At 70.4% G+C, this 22,583-nt stretch carries 25 protein-coding genes; 13 read left to right on the top strand and 12 right to left on the bottom strand.

What is annotated here, in order from left to right:
- Positions 1–52 precede the first annotated feature (52 nt).
- Together DW298_RS04245 and DW298_RS04240 are read left to right on the top strand one after the other, a co-directional pair.
- Complete coding sequence (locus DW298_RS04245) at positions 53–1,321, top strand: Nramp family divalent metal transporter (protein WP_136041232.1); 1,269 nt, start codon at positions 53–55, stop codon at positions 1,319–1,321.
- Between the two features lie 20 nt (positions 1,322–1,341).
- Positions 1,342–1,641: a hypothetical protein gene (locus DW298_RS04240; protein ID WP_136041231.1), complete on the top strand. Its 300-nt coding sequence runs from the start codon at positions 1,342–1,344 to the stop codon at positions 1,639–1,641.
- Between the two features lie 28 nt (positions 1,642–1,669).
- Here DW298_RS04240 and DW298_RS04235 read toward each other — a convergent pair whose 3' ends face one another.
- Both DW298_RS04235 and DW298_RS04230 read right to left on the bottom strand, forming a co-directional pair.
- The gene (locus DW298_RS04235; protein WP_136041230.1) at positions 1,670–3,121 is read right to left on the bottom strand and encodes a Na+/H+ antiporter NhaC family protein; all 1,452 of its coding nucleotides are present in this window, start codon (positions 3,119–3,121) and stop codon (positions 1,670–1,672) included.
- A 65-nt stretch (positions 3,122–3,186) separates the two neighbouring features.
- Positions 3,187–4,800, bottom strand: coding sequence for an amidohydrolase (locus tag DW298_RS04230; protein ID WP_136041229.1), 1,614 nt, complete (start codon positions 4,798–4,800; stop codon positions 3,187–3,189).
- A gap of 83 nt (positions 4,801–4,883) precedes the next feature.
- Between DW298_RS04230 and DW298_RS04225 the strand changes: the two genes are divergently transcribed.
- From DW298_RS04225 to DW298_RS19225, 5 genes are read left to right on the top strand one after another with little or no spacing between them, the layout of a single operon-like run.
- Entirely contained in the window at positions 4,884–5,540 is a 657-nt protein-coding gene (locus DW298_RS04225) for a TetR family transcriptional regulator (protein ID WP_136041228.1), read from the top strand.
- A 9-nt stretch (positions 5,541–5,549) separates the two neighbouring features.
- Complete coding sequence (locus tag DW298_RS04220; RefSeq protein WP_136041227.1) at positions 5,550–6,182, top strand: metal-dependent transcriptional regulator; 633 nt, start codon at positions 5,550–5,552, stop codon at positions 6,180–6,182.
- A gap of 53 nt (positions 6,183–6,235) precedes the next feature.
- A complete protein-coding gene (locus DW298_RS04215; protein WP_029261258.1) occupies positions 6,236–7,048 on the top strand; it encodes an HAD-IIA family hydrolase in 813 nt (270 codons plus the stop codon).
- Positions 7,049–7,051: 3 nt separating this feature from the next.
- On the top strand, positions 7,052–7,630 hold the full coding sequence (locus tag DW298_RS04210; protein WP_136041226.1) for a YdeI/OmpD-associated family protein: 579 nt from the start codon (positions 7,052–7,054) through the stop codon (positions 7,628–7,630).
- Positions 7,627–7,794, top strand: coding sequence for a hypothetical protein (locus DW298_RS19225; protein WP_168429535.1), 168 nt, complete (start codon positions 7,627–7,629; stop codon positions 7,792–7,794). The genes DW298_RS04210 and DW298_RS19225 overlap by 4 nt, the downstream gene beginning before the upstream one ends.
- A gap of 139 nt (positions 7,795–7,933) precedes the next feature.
- On the opposite strand, the gene DW298_RS04205 is transcribed toward DW298_RS19225, so the two are convergent.
- From DW298_RS04205 to DW298_RS04170, 8 genes are all read right to left on the bottom strand, one after another.
- The gene (locus DW298_RS04205) at positions 7,934–9,562 is read right to left on the bottom strand and encodes an ABC transporter ATP-binding protein (protein ID WP_136041225.1); all 1,629 of its coding nucleotides are present in this window, start codon (positions 9,560–9,562) and stop codon (positions 7,934–7,936) included.
- Positions 9,559–10,656 carry a serine hydrolase domain-containing protein gene (locus DW298_RS04200; protein WP_136041224.1) on the bottom strand — a complete coding sequence of 366 codons (1,098 nt, stop codon included), beginning with the start codon at positions 10,654–10,656 and terminating at the stop codon, positions 9,559–9,561. The genes DW298_RS04205 and DW298_RS04200 overlap by 4 nt, the downstream gene beginning before the upstream one ends.
- A 13-nt stretch (positions 10,657–10,669) precedes the next feature.
- On the bottom strand, positions 10,670–11,173 hold the full coding sequence (locus DW298_RS19220) for a GNAT family N-acetyltransferase (protein ID WP_168429534.1): 504 nt from the start codon (positions 11,171–11,173) through the stop codon (positions 10,670–10,672).
- A complete protein-coding gene (locus tag DW298_RS04190) occupies positions 11,170–12,360 on the bottom strand; it encodes an anhydro-N-acetylmuramic acid kinase (RefSeq protein ID WP_136041222.1) in 1,191 nt (396 codons plus the stop codon). Before DW298_RS04190 ends, DW298_RS19220 begins: the two co-directional genes overlap by 4 nt.
- Positions 12,360–13,265: an N-acetylmuramic acid 6-phosphate etherase gene (murQ, locus tag DW298_RS04185; protein ID WP_136041221.1), complete on the bottom strand. Its 906-nt coding sequence runs from the start codon at positions 13,263–13,265 to the stop codon at positions 12,360–12,362. Before murQ ends, DW298_RS04190 begins: the two co-directional genes overlap by 1 nt.
- The gene (locus DW298_RS04180; RefSeq protein ID WP_029261265.1) at positions 13,262–14,149 is read right to left on the bottom strand and encodes an ABC transporter permease; all 888 of its coding nucleotides are present in this window, start codon (positions 14,147–14,149) and stop codon (positions 13,262–13,264) included. Before DW298_RS04180 ends, murQ begins: the two co-directional genes overlap by 4 nt.
- Entirely contained in the window at positions 14,146–15,117 is a 972-nt protein-coding gene (locus DW298_RS04175; RefSeq protein ID WP_091031746.1) for an ABC transporter permease, read from the bottom strand. The genes DW298_RS04180 and DW298_RS04175 overlap by 4 nt, the downstream gene beginning before the upstream one ends.
- Positions 15,118–15,183: 66 nt before the next feature.
- Positions 15,184–16,731, bottom strand: coding sequence for an ABC transporter substrate-binding protein (locus DW298_RS04170; RefSeq protein ID WP_136041220.1), 1,548 nt, complete (start codon positions 16,729–16,731; stop codon positions 15,184–15,186).
- A 166-nt stretch (positions 16,732–16,897) separates the two neighbouring features.
- Between DW298_RS04170 and DW298_RS04165 the strand changes: the two genes are divergently transcribed.
- From DW298_RS04165 to DW298_RS04150, 4 genes are all read left to right on the top strand, one after another.
- Positions 16,898–17,800 (top strand): MurR/RpiR family transcriptional regulator, encoded by a 903-nt coding sequence (locus DW298_RS04165; RefSeq protein WP_136041219.1) that lies wholly within the window; start codon positions 16,898–16,900, stop codon positions 17,798–17,800.
- Complete coding sequence (locus DW298_RS04160; RefSeq protein WP_136041218.1) at positions 17,797–18,942, top strand: MFS transporter; 1,146 nt, start codon at positions 17,797–17,799, stop codon at positions 18,940–18,942. The genes DW298_RS04165 and DW298_RS04160 overlap by 4 nt, the downstream gene beginning before the upstream one ends.
- 119 nt (positions 18,943–19,061) lie before the next feature.
- Positions 19,062–19,256 carry a hypothetical protein gene (locus DW298_RS04155; RefSeq protein WP_136041217.1) on the top strand — a complete coding sequence of 65 codons (195 nt, stop codon included), beginning with the start codon at positions 19,062–19,064 and terminating at the stop codon, positions 19,254–19,256.
- Between the two features lie 4 nt (positions 19,257–19,260).
- Complete coding sequence (locus DW298_RS04150; RefSeq protein WP_136041216.1) at positions 19,261–19,497, top strand: hypothetical protein; 237 nt, start codon at positions 19,261–19,263, stop codon at positions 19,495–19,497.
- An 18-nt stretch (positions 19,498–19,515) separates the two neighbouring features.
- Here the strand turns inward: DW298_RS04150 and DW298_RS04145 are convergent, their stop codons facing one another.
- Positions 19,516–20,418 (bottom strand): ROK family protein, encoded by a 903-nt coding sequence (locus DW298_RS04145; protein ID WP_136041215.1) that lies wholly within the window; start codon positions 20,416–20,418, stop codon positions 19,516–19,518.
- Positions 20,415–20,975, bottom strand: a complete 561-nt coding sequence (pyrE, locus tag DW298_RS04140; protein ID WP_091227717.1) for an orotate phosphoribosyltransferase — start codon at positions 20,973–20,975, stop codon at positions 20,415–20,417. The genes DW298_RS04145 and pyrE overlap by 4 nt, the downstream gene beginning before the upstream one ends.
- Positions 20,976–21,012: 37 nt before the next feature.
- On the opposite strand from pyrE, the gene DW298_RS04135 reads away from it, so the two are divergent.
- Entirely contained in the window at positions 21,013–21,876 is an 864-nt protein-coding gene (locus tag DW298_RS04135) for an exodeoxyribonuclease III (RefSeq protein ID WP_136041214.1), read from the top strand.
- Between the two features lie 11 nt (positions 21,877–21,887).
- Positions 21,888–22,583 (top strand): HAD family hydrolase (locus tag DW298_RS04130; RefSeq protein ID WP_136041213.1); only part of this gene is annotated, 696 nt, incomplete at its 3' end.

The following is a 22,583-nucleotide window of genomic DNA, read 5'->3' as shown; positions in this document are numbered from 1 at the left end:
GCGCCGAAAAATGCGATACGGTTTCGGTGTGCCTAAAAGTCCTTCTGCCGCGATGACCGCCCCCGCCGCACCTCGGGCGGGCGCACCACGCAGCCTCTGGCTGCTCGGACCCGCCCTCGTCGCCGGTGTCGCGTACCTGGACCCCGGGAACGTCGCCAGCAACATGACCGCCGGGGCGCAGTACGGCTATCTCCTGGTGTGGGTCGTGCTCGCGGGCAACATCATGGCCTGGCTGATCCAGTACCTCTCCGCGAAGCTGGGCGTCGTCACCGGACAGAGCCTCCCCGAGGTGCTGGGCGCGCGGCTGAAGCGGCCGTGGGCCCGCCGCGCGTACTGGCTGCAGGCCGAGCTCGTCGCGATGGCCACCGACCTCGCCGAGGTCATCGGCGGCGCAGTGGCACTGAACCTGCTGTTCGACGTGCCGCTGCTGCTGGGCGGACTCATCACCGGCGCGGTCTCGATGATCCTGCTCGCGGTGCAGAGCCGGCGCGGCGCCCGCCCGTTCGAGTTCGTGATCATCGGGCTCATGGCCATCATCACGATCGGCTTCGTGGCCGGCGTGTTCGTCGCGCCGCCGGATCCGGCAGGGGTGCTCGGCGGGATGGTTCCGCGCTTCGAAGACACCGGCTCGGTGCTGCTGGCCGCATCCATCCTCGGCGCGACGATCATGCCGCACGCGATCTACGCGCACTCCTCCCTGGCCCGCGACCGTTTCGGCGCCACGACCACCCACGCGGGCGACGAGGCCGTGCGCACCGAGACCTCGCGCATCCGCCGCCTGCTCACCGCCACCCGCTGGGACGTCTCGATCGCGATGGTGATCGCCGGGTCCGTGAACCTCTGCATCCTGCTGCTCGCGGCCGCGAACCTCGCCGGCGTCGAGGGCACCGACTCGCTCGAGGGCGCACACGCCGCTCTCGCCGCGGGACTCGGTCAGGTCGTGGCGACCTTCTTCGCCGTCGGGCTCCTCGCCTCCGGTCTGGCCTCGACCTCGGTGGGTGCCTACGCGGGTGCCGAGATCATGCACGGCCTGCTGCATGTGCGCATCCCGCTGCTCGCCCGCCGCCTGGTCACCCTGATCCCCGCGCTCGTCATCCTCGGCATCGGATTCGATCCGACACTCGCCCTGGTACTCAGCCAGGTGGTGCTCTCGTTCGGCATCCCGTTCGCGCTGATCCCGCTGGTCGTGCTCACCGCGCAGCGGCGAACCCTCGGCGCCTGGGTCAACCGCCGCTGGACCACGGCCGCCGGCATCCTCGCCTCGGTGCTGCTGATCGCCCTCAACGGAGCCCTGCTCTGGCTCGTGCTGACGGGGGCCTGACCCCGGATAGGCTCGACAGCATGTCTGCCGAGAACGCCCGCCGCAACGTCCGCATCCTCACCTGGATCGGACTCGCGACGGGCGTGATCGGCGGCCTGCTGATCGCGTTCCCGAAGGTCATCGGCCTCGGCAGCCCGTGGGTGCAGCTCGCCCTCGGCGTCGCCACACTCGTCCTGGCGTTCCGCGCGCGCAAGATCGGCATCGCCGAGATCGAGGGATTCGACGGCCGGCTCTCGCTGGCCGCCGCCCTCCTCGGCTTCCTGGTCCTGTTCTTCGCCGGTCAGGCCGCCTACAGCCTCCTGGCCGCCGCGACGAGCTGACCCCCGCCGCCCGAACCGGTCGGTCGCCCTACGCCGTGACGAAGCCCGTCACCAGGTACATCACGAACGACAGTCCGGCGGCGATCCCGGCGTAGGGCAGGATCGCGAGCATGAGGTTGATCGGCTTGATGCCGATCGACCGCGAGGCGAGGATGATGCCGTCGCCGTAGAGGCAGGTCGTGCTGCCGAGCGCCGCGCCGGAGAACACGGCGGCGCCCGCGAGGATCGGGTCGGCACCGAGGGCCAGCGCCAGCGGGAGGACGACCGGGGTGATCACCGCAGCGAGATCCCAGAACGATCCGGTGGCGTATGCGTAGATCCCGCACACCGCGAAGACGATGGCCGGCAGCAGCGCCGGGGTCAGCACCGGCTCCGTGACCTGGATCACGAACTCGGCAAGCTGCAGGGCGATGTTCATCTCCTGCACCATGAACGCCAGCACGGTGAGGATCATCACGAACAGCATGCTCTCGATGCCCTCCAGCGCGGCATCCAGCACTCCGCGGATGCTGAGGCGGCGCTGCACGAGCACGATCACGAGGGTCACGGCGAGGGCCGCGGCGGTGCCGGCGACGACGTTGGCGTTGGTCGCGATCGTGACGCCGACGAGCACGGCCATCGCGGTCAGGAAGCCCCACGGCTGCGGCTTGCGCCCCGCATCCGCCTCGGCCGACGTCGCGAGCGCGGTGGCGACCCGCTGCGCGGTCGACCCGTCGGGGTCGTCGGCCTCGAGCTCAGCCAGGAGCGCCACGCCCTCGGCTCGCCGTTCGTCATCGGTGGTGCCGAGCGGGAAGACGTCACCGTCACGCTCCGCGCGGATCGCATCGCGCTTGATCACGCCGAGCTTCGGCAGCCATCCGATGCTCATCAGCAACGCGACCGCGAGGGCCGCCCACCCGAAGAAGATGAAGGGGATCGCCTGCAGGTAGGCGCCGAATCCGGTGCCGCCGACCGTGACGCCCTGCGCCTCGAAGAGCCCGGAGAAGAACAGCGCCCACGTCGACACGGGGACGAGGACGGCGATCGGCGCGGCCGTCATCTTCATGATGGCGCCGAGCTGCGTGCGCGGCACCCGGTAGCGGTCGGTGACCTGCTTCATCGAGGTGCCGGTGGTGAGCACGTTGAGGTAGTCGTCGACGAACAGCACGACCGACAGCAGGAAGGTCAGCACGGTCGACTTGCGGCGCGAGGTCACGAACCGCTCGGCCCACCGCGCGAAGTCGGTGACGATGCCCGACTTCTCGAACAGCATCATGAGGATGCCGAACAGCGCGACGATCAGCAGCAGCCACTGCGCCGTGGCGTTGGACAGCGCCTTCCCGGTGTACTCGACCCAGACGTCGAAGCCGCCCCAGCCGCCGAGGATCAGCGCTCCGGCGATGGTGCCGCAGAACAGGGCGAAGAGGGTGCGTCTGGTGGCGACCGCGACGATCAGGATCACCACGATGGGGAGGAGCGCGAGAGCGCCGAATTCGGGCATGGAGGTCACCTCAGTGTGAAGGGGGCGAGTGCGAAGGGGGCGGAGGAGTGCGGTCGAGCCGGGGGTCAGGGCTCGGTGCCGCCGACGGCCGTCCCCTGCACGGGCAGGTCGGGGAGGTCGTCCGGGGAGACGTGCAGCGGGTTCTCCGCCCACACGGCGTAGTCGGCCCGGAACCCGGGGGCGATGCTACCGAGGTCGGCGTCTCCCTGGGCCAGGGCGGCGCCCACGGTGTAGCCGTGCAGCGCCTGGTAGGGGGTGAGCGCCTGCTCGGGCTCGAAGACCGGGGCGTCGCGGTCTCCGGGGCGGCGGCGCAGCATCGCCCAGGCGAGGCCGATGCGCGCGTCGTTCTGCGCGATGGGCCAGTCGGAGCCGAGCGCGAGCGGCGCCCCTGCGTCCCAGTAGTCGCGGGCGCGCCAGGCGCGGGCGGCGCGGGCGGGTCCCAGCTTGCGGGACCAGTCGTCCGAGCCGTCTGCCTTGCGCCACTGCATGTGGAGGGGCTGCATCGAGGCGGTGATGCCCGCGGCGGCGATGCGGGCGACGTCGCGGTCGGTCGTGGTCTCGAGGTGCTCGATGCGATGCGGGGCTCCCCCTGCACTGCGGATGCCGGTAGCCAGGTACGCGTCGACGACCTCCCCGACGGCACGGTCGCCGATGGCGTGCGTCGCCACCTGGAATCCGGCCTCGGCGTAGCGTCGCACGGTGCGCGCGTACGCCGCGGCATCCTTCCAGAACGGCTCCAGCCCCGTGCCGGCGGTGTCCGGCTCGTACAGCCAGGCCGTGCCGGTCTCGACCACGCCGTCGGCATACAGCTTCACGACGCCTCCGCGCCATCGGTCGCCGCGCCGGTCGCGCATCGCGAGATTCGCGCCCGTCCGCTCCTCGTCGAAGCCGGGCTCGTGGTCGATGGCCGAGACGATGCGGATCGGCAGCCCGGGCCCCTGCTCCAGAGCGTCCAACAGCTCGAGGGTGGCGAAGCCGCCGTCCATGATCGTGCCGCCGGTGAGACCGGAGTCGCCCAGTCCCCGCAGGAGCTCGTGACCGACCGCCAGGGTCTGGTCGCGGGTCAGCGCGGGCGCGCTCAGCCGCACGGGCTCGTAGGCACCGAGTTCGCGAAGCTCGCCGGTCGGCACCCCGTTCACGTCGATGACGACGCACGACGAGTCCTCGAACTCTCGCGCGCCGGTGATCCCCGCCCGGGAAAGTCCCGCGTGGCTCGCGAGCGCGGTGTGTCCGTCGAACAGGATGAGCAGCGCAGGCAGCCCGCGCACCGCGTCCTCGATCGCCGCCGCCGTCATCGGCAGGTCGTGGAACACGTCGTAATCGACGTTCCACCCCCGCACCCACGGGTCGGCGTCTTCGGCGAGCGCTCGATCCGCTTCGGTCCGCAGCGCCGCGAGGAGGTCGACAGCGGTGGTCAGTCCCCCGAGGTCGATGCCGGCGGTCAGCTCGATCCCCTGGATCGGATGCAGGTGTGCGTCGATGAGCCCCGGCGTCACGGCCGCACCGCCGAGGTCGTGAACGACGGTGCGCGGGCCGCGCAGCTCACGGATCAGCGTGTCGTCGCCGACGGCAAGGAACCGCCCGTCGCGCACCGCGAAGGCCGTGGCGTGCGGGCGGCGCGGGTCCATCGTCACCACGTGTGCGCCGGTGACAATGGCGTCGGCGTCGAAACCGGTCATGACTGTACCTTCGTCGGTAGTGAATCGTTCGGTATTGAAAGAGTTTCAATAAAATACCAGACGCCTGAGCAGAATCGAGCACGATGACGAAATCTCCGCGCAGCGTCGGCCGACCGTCGACGCAGGTGCTCACCGAGGAGCGCATCCTGAAGGCCGCCTTCCGGCTCAGCGCGCAGCGCACCCCGCGTCAGTTCACGATGACCGCGCTCGCGGAATCCCTCGGCGTGCGCACCTCCGCGCTCTATCACCACTTCGCCAACCGCGACGCCGTGATCCGCGCCATGCGCGGGCAGGTCAGTCGTGCGCTCGTCTCCCCCGTGCTGCACGAGATGCCCATCGACGACGCGCTCCTGACGTGGGCGCACAGCTACCGCGAGGCCGCCATCCGCGCCCCGGAGGCCATGGTGATGTTGGCGACCTCGCCGATCGACGCCGACGAGGCCTCCTTCGCCGACTACGAGCAGATCGCCCGCCTGCTCACGGACGACGGCTGGCCGACCGACACGATCGTGGATGCCATCGTCGCCCTCGAGGCCTTCATCATCGGCTCCGCGCTGGATGCCCTCGCGCCTGCGGACAACATGGCACCGGGCGAGCTCGCTCCGACGTATCCGACCTTCGCGGAAGCCGAGAGCGCCCGGGCGCGACTCAGCTCCGACCCCGCCCGCCGCACCTTCGAGATCGGGGTGCGGGCACTGATCCACGGCCTCACCTCATGGGCGCGCGAGCGCACCACGTAGGCTGGTCCGGTGGCATCCCCTGCAGCTGACGACTACCTGAAGACCGTCTACGCGCACACCGAGTGGCAGGACGCCCCCATCACCCCTTCGGTGCTCGCCGCGAAGCTCGGCATCGCCCCGTCGTCGGTCACCGAGATGGTGAAGAAGCTCGCCGCCGCCGGTCTCGTCTCGCACGTGCCCTACGGTGCGGTGCGACTGACGGATGCCGGCACGCTCCGTGCCCTGGCGATGGTGCGCCGGCACCGCCTGATCGAGACCTGGCTCGTGCAGGAGTTCGATTACGGCTGGGACGAGGTGCACGACGAGGCCGAGGTGCTCGAGCACACCATCAGCGATCGGCTGCTGGAGGGCATCGATGCGCGCCTCGGTCGCCCCCGATTCGACCCGCACGGCGATGCGATCCCCGACGCCGACGGTCACATCGAGCGCGAGCCGTTCGTGCTCCTCGCCGACGCTCCGGCCGGGCACGCCGGCCGCGTGCTGCGCGTGGACGACCGCGATCCGGAGTTGCTCCGGGCACTCGAGGCGCTGGGCCTGGCGGTCGCATCGACGGTCACGGTGACAGCGTCCGGAGTGGAGATCGACGGCGTGCAGACGGCCCTGCCCGACGGTGCGGCACAGGTGGTCTGGCTCAGCGCCTGACGGCTCCGCAATACGGTCAGGCGTGCGTCGCCTGCGGCCTCTAGGCTGTGCACATGGCACAACGCGACGACATCGAATGCTGGCTCACCGACATGGACGGCGTGCTCGTCCATGAGAACGACGCCATCCCCGGAGCATCCGAACTGCTCGCCGGATGGGAGAGCGCAGGTATCCCGTACCTGGTGCTCACCAACAACTCGATCTTCACCGCGCGCGACCTCTCCGCTCGCCTCCGCACCAGCGGGCTGCACGTGCCCGAGGAGCGCATCTGGACCTCGGCCCTCGCCACCGCCGACTTCCTGAAGCAGCAGCTCCCCGGCGGCTCGGCATTCGTGATCGGCGAGGCCGGCATCCTCACCGCCCTGCACGACGCCGGCTTCATCATGACGGAGACGAACCCCGACTTCGTGGTCGTCGGAGAGACCCGCAACTACTCGTTCGAGGCGATCACCAAGGCGATCCGCCTCATCATCGGCGGTGCGCGCTTCATCGTCACAAACCCGGATGCCACGGGCCCGAGCGCCGACGGACCACTGCCCGCCACCGGCGCCATCGCCGCCTTGATCACGAAGGCCACCGGCAAGGAGCCGTACGTGGTCGGCAAGCCGAACCCGATGATGTTCCGCTCCGCTCTGAACAAGATCGGCGCGCACTCGAAGCGCACCGGCATGATCGGCGACCGCATGGACACCGACGTCGTCGCGGGCATCGAGGCGGGTCTGCACACGATCCTGGTGCTCACCGGCATCAGCGACCAGGCCGAGATCGAGAAGTACCCGTTCCGCCCGGATGAGATCGTGCAGTCGGTCGCCGACCTGCTGCCGCGGATCACCGAGACGATCACGACGGTCAAGATCAAGAAGTAGCCGATGGGGGCACTCGACGAGGGCGAGCGGTTCCGAGCGGCGGATGCCGCGGCCTGGCGTGCCTGGCTCGAAGCGAACCACGACCGGACGGCGGGCGTCTGGCTGCTGAGTGTGCGCGGCTCGTCCGACGGCGTCGGCTACGAGGATGCCGTGCGGCAGGCGCTCTGCTTCGGATGGATCGACGGCCCGGTACGCGTCTTCGATGACGGGACCGCCGACCGCGCCAACGGACAGTGGTTCTCTCCGCGCCGCCCCGGCAGCGGATGGGCCGCGACGAACAAGGCGCGCATCGCGGAGCTCGAAGCGGAGGGGGCGCTCGCTCCCGCCGGCATCCGCGTGCTCGAGATCGCGAAGGCGAACGGCTCGTGGACCCTGCTCGACGGACCGGAGGCCGGGATCGAGCCGGAGGAGTTCGCGGCCGCGCTCGACGCGGTGCCCGCCGCGCGCGAGAACTGGGACGCGTTCCCGAAGTCGGTCAAGAAGTTCGGGCTCACTCACATCGCGATGGCCAAGCGCCCGGAGACCCGGACGGCCCGCATCGCGAAGATCGTGGCGGATGCCGCAGAGGGGAAGCGTCCATGAATCAGAGCGACGTGCTGTTCCTGGTGGTCTTCCTGATCCTGCTCAGCTCGCTGACCGTTTTCATCGTGCAGTTCGTGCGCTCACGGCGCGGACGCGGTGGCTCGGACGACGGCCGCGCCGGCTGGTGGGAAGGTCCCTGGGACGAGGACGACAAGTCCCGCTGAGTCCCTGCATCCGCTTCGCGCGCCGGTTTTCCGGTACGGATGTCGGGAGATCGCACGGATGTCGGACGAATGACGGGCTTTCGCCCCCCGATCCGGCGCATCCTCCCGACAAGTGGACAGGCGCGGGCGACCCCGCCGGTCAGGACGCGAGCGTCGCTCCGGGGATCGCGGCGAGCAGCTCGCGCGTGTACGGATGCTGCGGGTCGTCGAAGATGCGCTCGGGGGTGCCGCTCTCGACCACGACGCCGCGCTGCATGACGTGCACCTCGTCGGAGATCATCCGCACGACCGCGAGGTCGTGGCTGATGAACAGGTAGCTCAGCCCCAAGCGCTTCTGCAGGTCGGCGAGCAGGTCGAGGATCTGCGCCTGCACCAGAACGTCGAGTGCCGACACGGCCTCGTCGAGCACCACGAGCTCGGGTTCGAGCGCGAGCGCCCGGGCGATCGCCACACGCTGACGCTGACCACCCGACAGCTCGTGCGGCAGGCGCTCGGCCATCGCGGCGGGCAGCGCCACCTGCTCCAGGAGTTCGAGCACACGCGAGTGCCGGGTGGCCGCGGTGCCGATGCGGTGCACACGCAGCGGCTCGGCGATCGACTGCTCGACCGTGTAGCGCGGGTCGAGTGAGGCGTACGGGTTCTGGAACACCGGCTGCACGCGTCGGCGCAGGGCGAACAGCTCCTTGCGGCGCAGCGTGGTCAGGTCGAGCCCGTCGAACAGGATCGACCCGGAGGTGGCGTCCTCGAGCCCGAGCACCATGTTCGCCGTGGTCGACTTGCCCGATCCGGACTCGCCCACGATCGAGACGGTCGTGCCGCGACGGATCTCGAAGCTCACCCCGTCGACCGCGGTGAACGTCTGCGGCTCGCCCGCCTTGGGGGCGCGGAGGGCGAACTCCTTGCGGAGGTCACGGATCTCGACGAACGGCGTCCCGGTGGCGGCCTCGCGCTGCGGCAGTGCGTCGCGGCGGGAGGCGAGGCTCGGCGCCGCGGCGAGCAGCTGCTTCGTGTACTCGTGCTGCGGGTTGCCGAGCACCTCGGCCGACGTCCCCTCCTCCACGATGTGACCGCGGAACATCACGACGATGCGATCCGCGCGCTCGGCGGCGAGGGCCAGGTCGTGCGTGATGAGGAAGACCGCTGTTCCGAGCTCGTCGGTGAGCGTGTCGAGCTGGTCCAGGATGCGCCGCTGCACGGTCACATCGAGGGCGGAGGTGGGCTCGTCGGCGATCAGCAGGCGCGGCTTGCAGGCCAGGCCCATCGCGATCAGCACGCGCTGACGCATGCCGCCGGAGAACTCGTGCGGGTACTGGTGCGCCCGCTGCGCCGCATCCGCGATCCCGACCATCTCGAGCAGCTCGACGACCCGCGCCTTCGTGGCATCGCCGTGCGTGTGGCCGTGCACCTCGAGCGCCTCGCCGATCTGCTCGCCCACACGCATGAGCGGGTTGAGGTTCGACATCGGATCCTGCGGCACGAGGCCGATCCCGGCGCCGCGCAGGGAGACCATCGCGTTCTCGGGCAGGTCGGTGAGCTCGCGGCCGTCGAAGCGGATGCTGCCGGCGGTGATCACGCCGTTCTCCGGCAGCAGTCGGTTGACCGCGGCGGCGGTGGTCGACTTGCCCGACCCCGACTCGCCCACGATCGCGACGGTCTCCCCGGCGGCGACGTCGATGCTGATGTCGCTGATGGCGGTGACCAGTTCGGAACCGGTCCGGAAGGCGACGGCGAGGCCGCTGATGCTCAGCACGGGCTCGGTGGTGCTCATGATGGTGTTCCTTCGTTGTCGTCCAGATCGTTGTCGTCCAGGAGTGCGGGGAGCGCCGAGCGCCACAGCGCCTCGGTCGGTGCGGGTTCGGGGGCGAACAGGCGGTTGCTCAGCAGGACGGCGGCGGTGCCGGTTCCCGGAACGAATCCCAGCGCACAGCCCGTGAAGCCCGGGTGCCAGAGCATCCGGGTCGGTCGGCCGCCGACCGTGACCGTGTCGCTGCGCCACCCCAGCGCCTGCCCGGCATCGGGGCCGTCGCGGAACAGGTCGGCCACGGCATCCGGATGCCACAGCTCGGGATGGCGCTCGGGAGCGGCGAGCGCGGCGCCGAGGGTCAGCAGGTCGTCGGCGGTGCTGAAGAGCCCGGCATGGCCGGAGATGCCGCCGAACGCGTGGAAGCAGTTGCCGTCGTTCACGGCCCCGACGATCTCCTCCTCACGCCAGGCGAAGTCGCGGTCGGCGGTGAGGATCGGGTACGGCTCGCCGGTCGCGACCATGCGGCGCTCGGCGGAATCACCGATACCGGACGAGGCCACGGGCGCTGATACCGGCCCGTATCCGGTGCGGTCGAGACCGAGGGGCGCCGTCACGAGTTCGCGGACGGCCGCGTCCAGAGGCATCCCGATGACGGCGGCGACGATGCGGCCGAGGAGCATGAAGCCAAGGTCGGAGTAGTGACGCCCGTCGTCGAGGCCGTAGCGCAGCGGGATGGCATCGGCTGCGGCTTCGGGGTCGCCGGCGTGCGCGCGGTCGAGGTAGAGCGGCTGCCACTCCCAGAGCCCTGCGCGGTGCTGCAGCAGGTGGCGAACGGTCGTTCCCGGTGCGCAGGCCGTGCCGCGGATGAAGCGGTCGACGCGGTCGTCGAAGCCCAGGTCGCCGCGGCTGGCCAGCCGCAGGATCGCCGTCGTGGTCGCAGCGACCTTCGATACCGAGGCGATGTCGAACGCGGTCGCAGTGGTCATCGGCGTTCCGGCGAGGTCGGCCAGGCCGTCCGCGGCGATGTCGCGCCCGGTATCGGTGACCACACCCGCGACGGCGCCACGCGGCGCGGCATCCGTTGCGAGGACCGCGGCGACGGCTGCGGTGGCGGTCATCTCAAGACCTCGCTCATGTCCACTCCCTGCGCATGCGCTGCTCGGGCTCGCCGAACTCCGGCTGCGTGCGGGTGGCTCCGTCGGCGTGCCAGCCCTTCGATTCGTAGAACCCGATCGACGGCGTATTCGCGGCGAACACCCACAGCGTCGCGGCCTCGGCCCCGGCATCCTGCAGCTCTGCCGTCGCCTGCGCCAACAGTGCGCCGCCGATCCCTCCGCCGGGGGCACGGGGCGAGACGTACAGAGAGTGCACGGCGCCGTCGATCCGGCCGTCGTCTCCTGTCGTCGCGGCGTACCGGGTGATCCCGATGATCCGACCGTCCCGCTCGGCGACGAGCACGACGCCCGTCGGATCCGCGAGCACCCGCCGCCACAGCGCCTCGGCCCGCTCGTCGGTCATCGCATCGATCGCCACGTCGGGGAGCACACCCCGATAGCTCTCCCGCCAGCACGAGAGGAACACCTCGAGCACCCCGGACAGGTCGTCCGGGGTGGCGGGGCGCACCTGCAGGCTCACGATGCCGTGGCCTCCGTGAGCGAGAGGGAGTCGATGGCGGCCACGGGCTCCGGCATCTGCAGCGGACCGACGCCCGGGGTGATGGTGCCGAGGATGCGCGGCTCGCGCGCACCGGTGCCGCCGGGGACGATCGCGGGGACTCCGTGCATCGTGGACCAGCCGATGAGGGCGAGGAGGATCGCCTCCTTGCTGTCGGCCGCAGCCCCCAGCTCGTCGGCGAGCACGACCTCGGTCGCGGGCAGCGCGGCGCGCAGTCCGTCGAGGATCAGCGGATTGCGGCATCCGCCGCCCGACACGGCGAGGAACCCGATACCCGCGGCCTCGACGTCACGAGCGACCGTGCGGACGGTGAGCTCGGTGAGGGTGCGCACGACGTCGGCGACCGCGATCTCGCGGCCCTGCGCGGCGAGATGCTCGTGCACGTAGCCGAGGTGGAAGTGCTCCTTGCCGGTGCTCTTGGGCGGGGTGAGGGCGTAGTACGGGTCGTCGAGCAGCGCGGCGAGCAGCGCCTCGTCCACCTGTCCGGTGCGGGCGATCGCGGCGTCGTCGTCGTAGCCGAGCGGGTTGAGGCCGTGCTCCACGATGACCGCGTCGACCAGCGCGTTCGCCGGACCGATGTCAAAGGCGACGAGGCCGTCCTGACGCACCACGGTCATGTTCGAGATGCCGCCCAGGTTCAGGGCCGCCGAGATGCCGGCGCGCGAACGCAACAGCAGCTCGTCGAGGAACGACACCAGCGGGGCGCCGTGGCCGCCGACCGTGATGTCGCGGATGCGGATGTCGGACACCACCGGCGCCCCGACCTTCTCGGCGATCCAGGCGGGCTGCCCGATCTGCAGGGTGCCCAGCGCATGCGCGCCGTCGACCCAGTGGTACACGGTCTGGCCGTGCGAGCACACCGCGTCGACGCCGCCGACCTCGGCCGCGATGTCGGCGGCGACCTCGGCGAACGCCTGCCCGATGAGGGTGTCGAGCTCGGCCACCTCGGCGAGGGTCGTCTGCGCGGGCGGGAGCGCCGCGATCAGCCGCGCCCGCAGCTCGGGGGCGTAGGGCACGCTCGTCGCCGCGAGCACCGTGCCGTGCAGGTCCACGCCGTGGGCGGTGAAGCCGCCGCTGGTCGTGAAGTCGACGACGGCGGCGTCGATCCCGTCGTGCGAGGTGCCGGAGATCAGTCCGAGGACGCGCATCAGTTCTCCTCCAGTGCGGTGCGCAGCCGACCATCGGCCGCGTCCAGTCGTGCGGTGGCCGCGGCGAGATCCTCACCGCGGCGGATCATGATCGACGCGAGCTTCACGTCGTAGGCGGCGGTCTCCAGTGCGGCCACCGCCGCGTCGCGATCGACATCCGCGATGGTCTGCACCATCCGGATCGCCCGCTCGCGCAGCTTGTGGTTGGTGGCCTTCACATCCACCATCAGGTTGCCGTAGGCCTTGCCGTTTCGCACCATCGAGATGGTCGAGAACATGTTCAGCACGAGCTTCTGCGCGGTCCCCGACTTGAGCCGCGTGGAGCCGGAGAGCACCTCGGGACCGACCTCGACCTCGATGCCGTGCTCCGCCGCCGCGCTGAGGGCGGTGCCGACGTTGCAGGAGAGGCCGATGCTGAGCGCTCCGAGTTCGCGCGCGCGGCGGACCGCCGCGATCACATACGGTGTGCGGCCGCTGGAGGCGATGCCGATCACGGTGTCGAGCGGGCCGATGCCGGCGGCGTCGATGGCCGCAGCCCCCGCCTCCGCGTCGTCCTCGGCGCCTTCGACCGGGCTGACGATCGCCCCGGGCCCTCCGGCCATGATCGCGAACACCAGCTCCGGCGGGGTGCTGAACGTGGGCGGGCATTCCGAGGCGTCGAGCACGCCGATACGGCCGGGGGTTCCTGCACCGACGTACACCAGACGTCCGCCCTGCGCCATGCGGGCGGCCGTGGCCTCGATCGCGGGGACGATCTGCCCGAGCGCGCGCTGCACGGCGGCCGGTACCGTGGCATCCGCCTCGTTCATCGTCTGCGCGAGTTCGGCCACGCTCATCAGGTCGAGCTTCGCGTAGCGGGGATCGCTGGCCTCCGTGGCGAGTCCGCCGAGGTCTTCCACCGTCATCGCTTTCCTCTGTTCCGGGGGTCGAGACTGTCGCGCAGGCCGTCGCCGAGCAGGTTCAGACCGACCACGAGGAGCACGACGATCACGCCGGGCGCGATCATGGTCCACGGGGCGATCGTGACGAGTGTGCGCGCCTCGAAGATCATCGACCCGAGCGAGGGCGCGGGCGGCGGGGTGCCGAGTCCGAGGAAGCTCAGCGAGGCCTCGGTGAGCACGGCCCAGGACAGCGAGAGCGTGACCTGCACGATGATGATCGACGTGATGTTGGGCAGCACATGGCGGAACATGGTCGCCATGCGGCTCTGACCGGTGCTCTTGGCCGCCTTGACGTACTCGACCTCGCGCAGCGACAGCACGGGGCCTCGGGTCACGCGGATGAAGATCGGCACGTAGACGATCGCGATGGCCACGGCGATGGTGAACCAGTTGCGCTCGAACACCGAGGCCAGCGACAGGGCGAGCAGCAGCGGCGGGAAGGCGAACAGGACGTTGGTGACCGCCGTGATCGCCCCGTCGGAGAAGCCGCGGTAGAAGCCGGCGATGAGTCCGCACACCGTGCCGACGACGGTGGCGAAGGCGACGGCGACGACCGAGATGAGCGCCGAGTTCGCGACTCCGGCGGCGACGCGGGAGAACACGTCGCGACCGAACTGATCGGTGCCGAACCAGTGCACGGCCGACGGCGGCTGCAGGCGGGACGGCGGGTCCTGGGCGAGCGGATCGAACGGCAGCAGCCCGAACGCCGAGACGAGGCTCAGCACCGCGAGCAGCACGACGATGATGAGGCCGGTGAGCCCGCTGCGGCTGCGCAACAGGAGGCGCACGCGCTCCATGGTGCGCCCGCCGCCGGGGGCGAGGGCCGAGGTCTGAGAGATGTCGGTCATGCGGCACGCACCCGAGGATCGATGACCCGGTACAGCAGGTCGGTGAGCAGGTTGACGATGACGAAGGCGAGCGCGATCACGAGGACGGTGCTCTGCACGAGTGCGTACTCCTTCTGCTGGATGCCCAGCAGCACCTGTCGTCCGATGCCGGGGAGCGAGAAGATCTGCTCCACCACCACGGCACCGCCGAGGAGGTAGCCGAACTGCAGGCCGGTCATCGTGACGATCGGCACGAGCGCGTTGCCGAGCACGTGGCGCACCTGCAGGCGGCGCGGCGGGACGCCCTTCGCCTTCGCGGTGCGGATGAAGTCGTTGGCGCGGATCTCGAGCACCGCGGTGCGGGTCGTGCGCATGATCGGTGCGGCGATGCCGAAGCCGAGCACGATCGACGGCAGCAGCATCTGCTGGAGGTTGAGCAGCGGGTCCTCGAAGAGCGTCGCGTAGGCCTGGCCATTGGGGTTGAAGCCGAACGACGAGGCGAGCACCGCCAGCAGAGCGGTGCCGAGCAGGAACGCCGGGATCGAGAGACCGGCGAGGCCGACCACCTGGCCGAAGCCGTCGCGGACCGAGTCGGGCTTGGAGGCCGAGAGCATGCCGAGCGGGATGCCGATGGCGAGGGCGATCACGATCGAGAAGATCGCGAGCTCGAACGTGACGGGGAGGGCGGCCGCGGTCAGCTCGAGCACGCTGGTCTGCGCCCGGGACGAGAAGCCGAGGTTGCCGGTGAAGATGTTGCCGAGCCACGAGAAGAACTGCACGAAGAGCGGCTGGTCCAGGCCGTAGTAGGCCTCGAGGGCCGCGCGCTGGGAGGGAGTGAGGGCGGCCGCCTCGGTGCCGAGGCCGGAGCTGATCTGGTCGCCGGGGATGGCGCGCAGCATCAGGAAGACGAAGATGGCGACGCCGAGGAGCGTGCCGAGGGCTGCGAGGATGCGTCGCAGCACGCTGTTGCGGAGGAGCTGTCTGAACATGCGCGTGTGGGGCTGCCTGTCGTCGGGGAGGGAGGGGGCGCGGGGTGGCCGCGCCCCCTCGATCCGCTACTTGATGGAGGTGGTCCGCAGGTACTGCAGCGAGCCGTTCACCATGGGGACGAAGCCGTCGACGGTCGATGCCGTCGCCGTGTAGGTGTAGCTCGTGAACAGCCAGATCCACGCGGCGTTGTCCTCGAGGTTCTCGGAGACCTGCGCGTAGATGTCCTTGCGCTTGTCCGGGTCGGCCGTCTGGCGCCCCTCGGCGAACAGCGCGTCGAGCTCGGGCGAGGAGTAGCCGGCGACCTTGTTCAGGTTTCCGGTGCTGGTGAAGTAGCGGCCGTACATGCCGTCGGGGTCGGGACGACCGCCGTTGAGCGCGACGGCGGCGTCGAAGTCGGCCGCGATCCAGCGGTCGACGAAGGCACCGGACTCGAGGACCTCGATGTCGAGCGTGATCTTCGCGTCGGCGAGCTGGGCCTTGAGGTTCTGCGCCTCGTTCACCGAGGTGGCGTACTCGCCCTGCGAGACGATCGTCTTGACGGTGACGCCGTCTTCCTTGCCCGCCTTCTTCAGGTAGTCGGCGGCCTTGTCGAGGTCGCGCTCCGGGCACGGACGCGCCTCGGGGTCGGACTTGTACGCGGGAGAGGTGATCGGGCCGGTGACCTCACCCTCGCCGAGGGCGGCGGTGTCGAGCACCTCCTGGCGGTCGATCGCGCACTGGATGGCGAGACGCACGTTGACATCGGCGAGGTCGCCGCGCGTGGCGTTCAGCTGCAGCGCGTGGTAGCTCAGCTGCGGGGTCGTGGCGACCTCGACGTTGGCGCCCTCGGCGGTCTGCGCGACCAGCGGGTCGTCGAACACCGCGAGCTGCACGTTGCCGGACTGCATCGCCGAGACGATCGACGACTCGTCGGGGATCACGCGGAACTCGACGGTGTCGAGCAGCGCGGCGTCGCCCCAGTAGTCCTCGTTCTTGGCGAGCGTGATCGACTGGCTCGCCTTGCGGCTGTCGAGGACGAACGGACCGGTGCCGTTCGGGGTGGTGTTGAGTGCCTCTTCGGTGTCGTCGGAGGACAGCATCGCCATGTTGATCACCGCGAGGTTGGCGGGAAGGGCGGCGTCGGGAGCGCTCAGCGTGAGGGTGACGGTCGTCTCGTCGGTGGCCTCGACCGCGGTGACGGAGGCGAGGGAGCTGCTCGCGACGGCGGCGGTGGCCTCGGCGGCGATGGCGTCGAGCGAGTACTTGACGTCTTCGGAGCCGAAGGTGCTGCCGTCGGCGAACGTGACGCCTTCACGCAGGCGGAAGGTCACGGTGAGGCCGTCTTCGGAGACGTCCCAGGACTCGGCGAGACCGGGGACGACGTTGAGATCCTCATCGAACTCGGTCAGCGTGCCGTACAGGTTCTGCAGCACGTTGACGGCCTGGAACTGCGTGGCCTTCCAGGGGAACAGGGTGTCCGGGTCGCTGGTGACGCCGATGACGAGGTCGCCGCCGGCCGCGCCCTCCGAGGAGCCGGAGGTGGATGCCGGTGCGGAACAACCGGTGATCACGAGCGCCAAAGCGGCGGCCGTGGCGGTGAGAGCGCCCAATGACGCTCGCCGTGCTGTGCTCATTGCAGATTCCTCCTGGCTGGGACGCGTCGCCGTGGCGTCGGGTCAGGCGCTGTTGCCTGCCGCCCCGTGAACGTCGTCGGTCTTGGTTGGTACCAAAAGTACACGAACGTCACTACAGATGTAACAGAAGTTCCTCTACTGTTATGAACAGCGATCGGAGACCGCCATGTCCAATGAAGCTGCCCGCGAAGAAGCCGGCGCACACCCCGTCCTCGTCCGCATGCGCGCGATCCGTCCCGAGCTGCGTCCGAGCGAGCAGCGCATCGCCGACCTCTTCCTCGCCGATCCCGCGGGTACCGCAGGACTCTCGGTCGCCGAGCTCGCGCAGCGCTGCGACACCTCGACCACCTCGGTCGTGCGGTTCTGCAAGCGGCTCGGCTACGAGCACGTGCGAGAGCTGCGCAACCACGTGCTGCGCGACGTGGAGCGGGAGACGTTCGACACCGCCGCACTCCCCGCCGTCTCCGGCGACATCGACCGCAACGACACGCTGGCCGACATCGTCGCCAAGGTCTCGCTCGCCGAGACGCTCTCCCTCGCCGACACCGCGAAGGTGCTCGACACCGAGTCCCTGCGCGCCTCGGTCGAAGCCATCACGTCCTCGACCAGGGTCGACATCTTCGGCGTCGGCGCGAGCTCCATCGTCGGGCTCGACCTGCAGCGCAAGCTCACCCGTATCGGCCGCACCGCGCTGGATTGGTCCGACCCGCACGCCGCCTGGACGTCGGCGGCGACGCTCGGCCCGGGCAACGTCGCGATCGCCGTGTCGCACAGCGGCGCCACCACCGACACCATCGAGTTCCTCCTGCTCGCCCGTCGGGCGGGCGCCACGACCATCGCGATCACGAACCACGCCGGGGCGCCGCTGGCCGATCAGGCCGACATCGTGCTCACGACCGCCGCCCGCGAGACCGGCTTCCGCTCGGGCGCGCTCGGCAGCCGGATCGCGCAGCTGATGGTGGTCGACTGCATCTTCATCGGCGTCGCCCAGTCGAACTACGACCGCTCGATGGAGGCGCTGCGCGACACGTTCGCCGCCGTGCATCGCGTGCGGTCGGCCGGAGCGTGACGAACGCAGGGCGCGCGCGGGCGGGACTCTTCGCGGCGTTCGCGGGGCTCGGCGTCACGGCGGCCTTGGTCCCGGCGGTGCTCCCCTCCGCAGAGCGCGCGATCGGGGCCGATCTCAGCGCCGCGGTCCCCGCGCTCTTCGCGGGGCTGCTGGTGGGCGTGCTCGTCTCCGGACCGCTCCTCGTCCGCTTCCCACCGCAGACCGCGCTCATCCTCGGCAGCGCACTCCAGGCTGCCGCCGTCATCGCCGTTGCGGTCGCGGGCACTCCCGCGCTGTTCATCGCCGCGGCGTCCGTCGCCGGGTTCGGGTTCGGGCTGGTCGAGGCCTCGGGTTCGGTGGCGGCGAAGTCCGTGGCGGTCGGCAGTGCGACGGGGCTGCTCAGCGCGCTGCTCGGGACGGTCGCGGTCTGCGCCGCGGTCACGCCGCTCCTGGTCGCCGTCGCCTCCGATGCGCGTGCCGTGCTCGGCCTCCTCGCGGTGGTGCCCCTCATCACGGTCGTGATGCTCGCCGGCCCGACTCCTGCGGTCTCCGTCGCGGAGGCTCCCGCGCATCGCGACGTGCGGGGGCTGCTCGTGCTGCTGCCATTTGCAGTTTCGCTGCCGCTGTACGTCGGCGTCGAGACCGTGCTGTCCGGCTGGTCGGCCGTGATCCCGGAGCGCATCCTCGAGGTCGATCCCGCTCTCGCAGCTCTCGGAACCTCGGCGTTCTGGACGCTGATGGCCGTCGGCCGCTTCAGCGCGGCGGCGCTGCGCCGGGCGTCCGTGTCACCGATCGTGATCCTCCTCGCCGCGACGACCGGGGCCGCCGTCCTGATGGCGACGGCCGGGATGCTGGTGGGGTCCGAGCCGGTGTGGGCGCTGGTCGCGCTGGCCGCGGTGGTCGTGCTCCTCGCCCCGAGCTACGGACTCATACTGGGGCTCGCCCTCGACCGGCTGGATCCGGCTCGCAGCGCGGCAGTGACCGGAGCACTCGTGGCCTGCGGCGCGGTGGGCGGCACGTTCGTCCCCACGCTGATCCTGCTGGTGGGCCGCGACCCGGCCTCGAGCACGACCTTCTTCGTGTCGGCTGCGCTGTGCGCACTGGTGCCGGTGCTGGTGCTGGGAGCGGTTCGGAATCCCGGACCGGCGACCGCGGCGACCTGACCTCTTCTCCACACCTCGCACCATCCGCGACCTCTTCACAGATGCTGGAATACCGGCGCGCGCACCGGGAAGGGCGGCGTAACGTCGTCGATACACCTATCCGAGCAAGGAGTGCACGCGTGTCCACGGAGACCCTCGCGATCATCATCAGCGCCGTCGGTGTCGTGGTCACGCTCGGCACGAGCATGTTCGTCGGCGCCGCCTGGATGGTCCGCCGCATCGACGCCGTCGCCGCCGACGTCACCGACCTGAAGATCTCCGTCGCGCGACTCGACGGCCCGCCACGGCACTTGCTCACCGCAGAAGGGGGATGAGACGGTGACCACCGAGACCGCCACGATCGTCGTCAGCGCGATCGGCATCGTGCTCACCCTCGGCGCCAGTCTCTTCGCCGCCGGCGCCTGGATGATCCGCCGCATCGACGACCGCATCGACGCCGTCGACGAAAAGCTCAGCACCCGCATCGACGCCGTCGCCGCCGACGTCACCGACCTGAAGATCTCCGTCGCCCGACTCGAAGGCCCACCGCGGCACCTGCTCACAGCGAGTCGCTGAGCAGCGTTCCGGACGGTCCTACCGCAGCACGAGGGCGGCGGCGCCGATCAGCGGCCCCTCGTCGCCCAGCCCCGAGCGCACGACGCGGGTGCGGCGCGAGTATTCGTGCACCGCGCTCGCGGTGAGCGCCTGCTGCACGAGATCGATGTAGTCGGCAGACACGCGTGAGAACCCGCCCCCGATGGCCACGACATCGAGGTCGACGAGCGTCGCAGCATCCGCGAGAGCCTCGCCCACGGCGCGGGCCGAGCGCTCGATCGCCGCTCGCGCGAGGGGGTCGCCGGCAGCCGAATCACGCGCGAGATCCTCACCCGTCGCCCCGGTCCATCCTTGCTGCTGCGCCCAGGCGGCGCTCGCGGGACCCGAGGCGATCTCCTCAAGGGTCATCCCGCCCTCACGGCGCACTTGCCCGAGGTGTCCGGCGTTGCCCGTCGCACCGGGGATGTATGCGCCGTTCGCGACGAAGCCGCCGCCGACACCGGTCGAGACGACGATCGACAGTGAGGCACCGGCGCCCTGGGTCGCCCCGAGCCAGGATTCGGCGAGGGCGAGCGCTCCGCCGTCGTGTCCGAGGATGGTGCGCACATCTCGCCCCACGACCGTGGATGCTGCCGCGTGAACCGCCTCAGCGAGCGCGAAGCCGCGTGCGAGTGGCATGTTGACGGGCATGATCGTGCCGAGGGTCCGATCGACGGGGCCGGCGCTGCCCGCACCCGCACCGACGAGCTCAGCATCCGCGGGCAGCGCGGCGAGCGCGTGCTCGACGATCGCGACGACGGCGGCGTTCAACGACTCGAACGTGGCGTCCCGACCGGTCGCCTGCCGGCTGCGGCTGCCCGTGACGAGCACGCCGTCCTCCGCGACGAGCGCGGCCTCCATCTTGGTGCCGCCGACGTCGACGGCCAGCGCGTAGCGCGTCACTGCGGGTCGAGTCCGAGGTCGTCGAGGTCGAAGGCGGCGCGCCACTCGAGTCCCTCGGCTTCGATGGCGGCCTGCGCCCCCGTCTTGCGGTCGACGATCACGGCGACGGCGACGATCTCGGCGCCTTCCTTGCGCAGCGCCTCGACGGCCTTGAGCGCCGACTGTCCGGTGGTCGAGGTGTCTTCGAGCACGACGACCCGCTTGCCCTTGACGTCGGCGCCTTCGATCTGACGGCCGCGGCCGTGGTCCTTCGGCTCCTTGCGCACGACGAACGCGTCGAGCGGGCGCTCGGTGGCGACCGAGGCATGCAGCACGGAGTTCGCGATCGGGTCGGCCCCGAGCGTGAGACCGCCGACGGCCACGACGTCGAGGTCGCCGATCAGATCGAGCATGATGCGGCCGATGGCGGGGGCCGCCCGATGGTCGAGCGTGAGCTTGCGCATGTCGACGTAGTACGTCGCCTTCTTGCCGCTCGAGAGGGTGAAGTCACCGTGGAACACCGCCTCGTCCTTGATCAGGTCGAGGAGGGTCTGGCGGTCTGCGTCGAGTGCGGTCACGGCATCCAGTGTAGGAGGTGGGCTCTAGGCTGGACGCATGCGCTTGGCCACCTGGAACGTCAACTCCATCCGCACCCGCGTCACCCGCACCGTCGAGTTCGCCGTCCGTGAAGACATCGACGTGCTGGCGATGCAGGAGATCAAGTGCAAGCCCGAGCAGTTCCCTTACGCGCCGTTCGAAGAGGCCGGGTACCACGTCGAGGTGCACGGGCTGAATCAGTGGAACGGTGTCGCCATCGCGAGCCGCCTGCCCATCACCGATGTGCGCACCGCGTTCGACGGGATGCCGGGGTTCGCGAAGGGGCATGAGGGTCCGGATGCTCCGCTCGAGGCGCGCGCGCTCGGCGTGATGGTCGACGGGGTACGGGTGTGGAGCCTGTACGTGCCGAACGGCCGTTCGCTCGACGACCCGCACTACCTCTACAAGCTGCACTGGCTGGAGCAGCTGAAGAGGTCGACGGCGGCCGAGCTCTCGGCCAACCCCGACCTTCCGCTCGCCCTGGTGGGCGACTTCAACATCATCCCGTTCGACCACGACAACGGGGATCCCGACATCGTGGTCGGCCGCTCGACGCATGTCTCGCAGCCCGAACGCGATGCGTTCTTCGCGTTCGCCGATGCCGGAGTCACCGACGTGGTGCGCCCGCTGCTTCCGGAGGGCTTCACCTACTGGGACTACCAGCGCCTGAAGTTCCCGCGCAACGAGGGCATCCGCATCGACTTCGTGCTGGGCTCGCGCACGCTGGCTGAAGCCGTCACCGGCGCCTCGATCCACCGGAACGAGCGCAAGGGCGAGCAGCCCAGCGATCATGTTCCTGTGGTGGTCGACCTCGACGGTCACCGTCTAGGAACAGGCGGCGCCGCTGACGATGACGACGACCTTCCGATGATCTTCTCCTGACGGCCGCTCCTGTGACCGTGCGGCTGATCGCCACCGACCTCGACGGCACGCTGCTCGACTCCTCTTCCACTGTCACGCCGCGCACGCGGGTGGCGCTCGATGCGGCCCGCGATCGCGGCATCCACGTCGTCCCGGTGACCGCGCGCCAGCCCATCGGGCTGCGTGCCATCGCCGGCGATGCGGGGTTCGACGGGTGGGCGCTCTGCAGCAACGGTGCCTACGCCGTGCGTCTGGATAACGGACGGATGCTGTTCGCCGAGGAACTTCCGCCCGACACGATCCGCGCCCTGGTCGAGGCGCTGCGCGCCAGCATCCCGGGCCTGCTGTTCGCGAGCGTGCGCGAGGGCGGTGAGACCTTCGTGGCGCAGGACGGCTACGCCGAGATCGCCCAACTCTCCGACCACAAGCGCGACCCCCGCACGATGGGCGGGGTGCCATTGGAGCAGGTGCTCGCGGCACCGAGTCTGAAGCTCGTCATCCGGCATCCGGAACTCGCCCCTGCCGCGCTCTTCGACACGCTGCGCAGCCTCGGGCTGACCGGGTTCGAGGCGACGCTGTCCGGAGCTCCGTTCGTCGAGGTGATGGCCGAGGGCGTCACGAAGGCCACCGGGCTCGCCCGCCTCTGCGACCACCTCGGCATCGGCCGCCCCGACGTGGTCGCCTTCGGCGATGCGCTCAACGACGTCGAGATGCTGCGCTGGGCAGGG

This window comes from Microbacterium sp. A20 (assembly GCF_004794515.1).
Lineage (GTDB): Bacteria > Actinomycetota > Actinomycetes > Actinomycetales > Microbacteriaceae > Microbacterium.
The sequence above is the reverse complement of the archived record's forward strand: the minus strand, read 5'-3'. Positions and strand labels throughout refer to the sequence as shown.